This is a genomic window from Streptomyces sp. Ncost-T10-10d (genome assembly GCF_900091955.1).
In the GTDB taxonomy this organism is placed as follows: Bacteria; Actinomycetota; Actinomycetes; order Streptomycetales; family Streptomycetaceae; genus Streptomyces.
The window spans coordinates 1-2438 of the sequence record NZ_FMDF01000137.1 but is presented as its reverse complement, the minus strand read 5'-3'; the positions used below and the strand labels follow the sequence as shown (position 1 = coordinate 2438).

Here is a 2438-nt window from a genome sequence, read left to right as displayed (position 1 = left end):
GCCGCCGCCGGGCCGGCGCGCCCGCGAAGGCCCGGTCCCCCCAGACCCTCGCCTCCCTCTACCGCCGCGTGTGCGCGACGGGTGACGTCGTCTCGGCGATGCACCTGCTCGTGACCGCCTCACTGGCGGTCCCCGGCTTCGGCCCCGAGGACACCGCCGCGCACGCTTTGGACCCGCTCCACCTGGCCAAGGGTGAGGTCGGCCGGCCGCCGCTGGTGTGCTTCCCCGGCTTCTCACCGGCCCTCGGCAGGCCCTGGTACGCCACGCTCGCACGCCACTTCGAGGAGGACCGGGACGTGCTGGAGATGCGGCACCCGGGGGTCACCTCGGGCGACGCACCGCCGCGCGACTGGCGGACACTGGTGGACCTGCACACGGCCACCCTGCGCGAGCGGCTGGGCGGGCGCCGCCCCGTCCTGCTGGGATGGTCGATGGGCGGGTGCCCGGCCCACGCGGTCGCCGCGCGGCTCGCGGCCACCGGCACTCCTCCCGCCGGTCTGGTCCTCCTAGACACCTACCACGTGACCCCCGAACGGGAGGCCGAGCCGTGGCTGCTCGCCATGCCCGCCCGCGCGGCCCTGACCATGGGAGCGGAGTTCGACACGGCGGTGGACGACATGGCTCTGGCCGTGTTCGGCGCCTACACCCGGATGCTCCGGGGGTGGCGCCCCGAACCCCCGGACGTGCCCGTCCTGCTGGTCCGCGCCGCCGACCGGCCGCCGGAGGCGGACACCCACGGTGGCACCCCCGCCGGGCGCGCGGGGCAGGCTTCCTGGCCCGGTCCGTACGACACCATGGAGGTCCCGGGCGATCACTGGACGATCGTGGAGGAACACGCGGTCACCACGGCCCGGGCGGTCCGCGCCTGGGCCGACGGACTCGCAGGGGGCACCCGCTGAGCCACGGCCACCCGGCGCGGGCAGGCCCAACCCGCCCACCTGACCTGCGGATCCTCGACTGTCTTATCTGTGGTCGGCCACGTCCACGTCTCACGATCAGGACCGGGGCTGCTTTGCCCTGCAGCAAGTCTCCGCCTCGGATGACCTCCTCGAAGATCATTCGGGTTGTCCCCGGCCGTGCTGAAGCACTGGCAGATCAGTCCGACCACTCAAGGCACATCCCGTAAATGATCTATGGCATGCCGGTTGCCCAGCTGGTTTCCGTCACCCAGATGGCGGATCCACACCGACCCGGCCGGGCATCCCTTCTGCCTGACCGGAGGCCGACGTCGAAAACACCGCTTGCAGTCACGTTGAGGATCGAGGCGAAGTCTGTCTGCCTGCCGGACGACGGGACGGTGATCCTGCGGGCCCGTCGATGCTGAGTCGGTTCCATCCGCCCCCGGCCCGACTCATTTGGATCAGTCGGGCCGCGCGTACCGGAACAGTGCCCCGGGCTCCGGCGAGAGGTGCCCGGGGCGTGTGCTGCTGGTGCGGGACGGCACCGGCGATCCCGGCGGCCTGCTCGTTATCCGAACTGGCCGGGCTGGTAGTCGCCGGCGGGCTGCTGGACGATGACGTTCACGCGGTTGAAGGCGTTGATGAGGGCGATGAGCGACACCAAGGCGGCGAGTTGGTCCTCGTCGTAGTGCTTGGCCGCATTCGCCCAGACCTCGTCCGTGACTCCACCGGCCGCGTCGGCGATGCGGGTGCCCTGCTCCGCCAGCTCCAGAGCGGCGCGCTCGGCATCGGTGAACACCTTGGCTTCCCGCCAGGCCGCGACCAGGTTGAGGCGCGTGGAGGTCTCCCCGGCGTGCGTGGCGTCCTTGGTGTGCATGTCGGTGCAGAAGCCGCAGCCGTTGATCTGGCTGGCGCGGATCTTCACCAGCTCCTGTGTCGCGGCCGGCAGCGTCGAGTCCGAGACGACCTTGCCCGCCGAGATGACGTGCCTCAGGGACTTGGCTGCGATCGGGTTGTCGAGGAGGTTCAGGCGAGCATCCATGGTGCACTCCTTGCTTGATGGTGGTTGTACCTCTTCGACGGAACAGCGCGGCAAGATGTGACAGGAATGGATGTGACGTGCGTCTCGCCTCTCGTGTCGCGGCAGGGACCCCCGCGACGAAGTTCAGGACCGCTGCCGAGGTGTCGCCCCTCGGCTTCGGCTTGTGACCGCCGCGGACGTGCAGCTCATGCAGGGTTTGGCGCAGTGTGTCACCGCCACCAGCCCGGACCTGGTGAACAGCGACGCGACGTTCGGCGAGTTGGCCTGGGGCAAGGGGCAAGGGGCAAGGGGCACGCCGGCGACGGCGCAAGCCGGCCGCGTCGGCTGTGTTTCTCCGGCGGGGATCAGCTCAGTTCGGACCTGCTGACCGTCAAGGGAAGCGCCGCCCAACCATCGATGCCGTTCGTCGGTGTATCGGGGCTGCCAGGTCTCGCGGGACCGGTAACCGGAGGGCAACCGCTCCTCCGCTGCCCAGTCAGACCTCGCCGCAGTCGGCC

The 2438-nt window shown here is 70.7% G+C and carries 2 protein-coding genes; one reads left to right on the top strand and one right to left on the bottom strand.

What is annotated here, in order from left to right; all coding sequences use genetic code 11:
• Positions 1–899: alpha/beta fold hydrolase (locus tag GA0115254_RS22895; RefSeq protein WP_141720898.1), on the top strand; the 899-nt coding region annotated here is incomplete at its 5' end.
• Positions 900–1467: 568 nt separating this feature from the next.
• Here the strand turns inward: GA0115254_RS22895 and GA0115254_RS22890 are convergent.
• A complete protein-coding gene (locus tag GA0115254_RS22890) occupies positions 1468–1941 on the bottom strand; it encodes a carboxymuconolactone decarboxylase family protein (RefSeq protein ID WP_093897171.1) in 474 nt (157 codons plus the stop codon).
• Positions 1942–2438 lie beyond the last annotated feature (497 nt).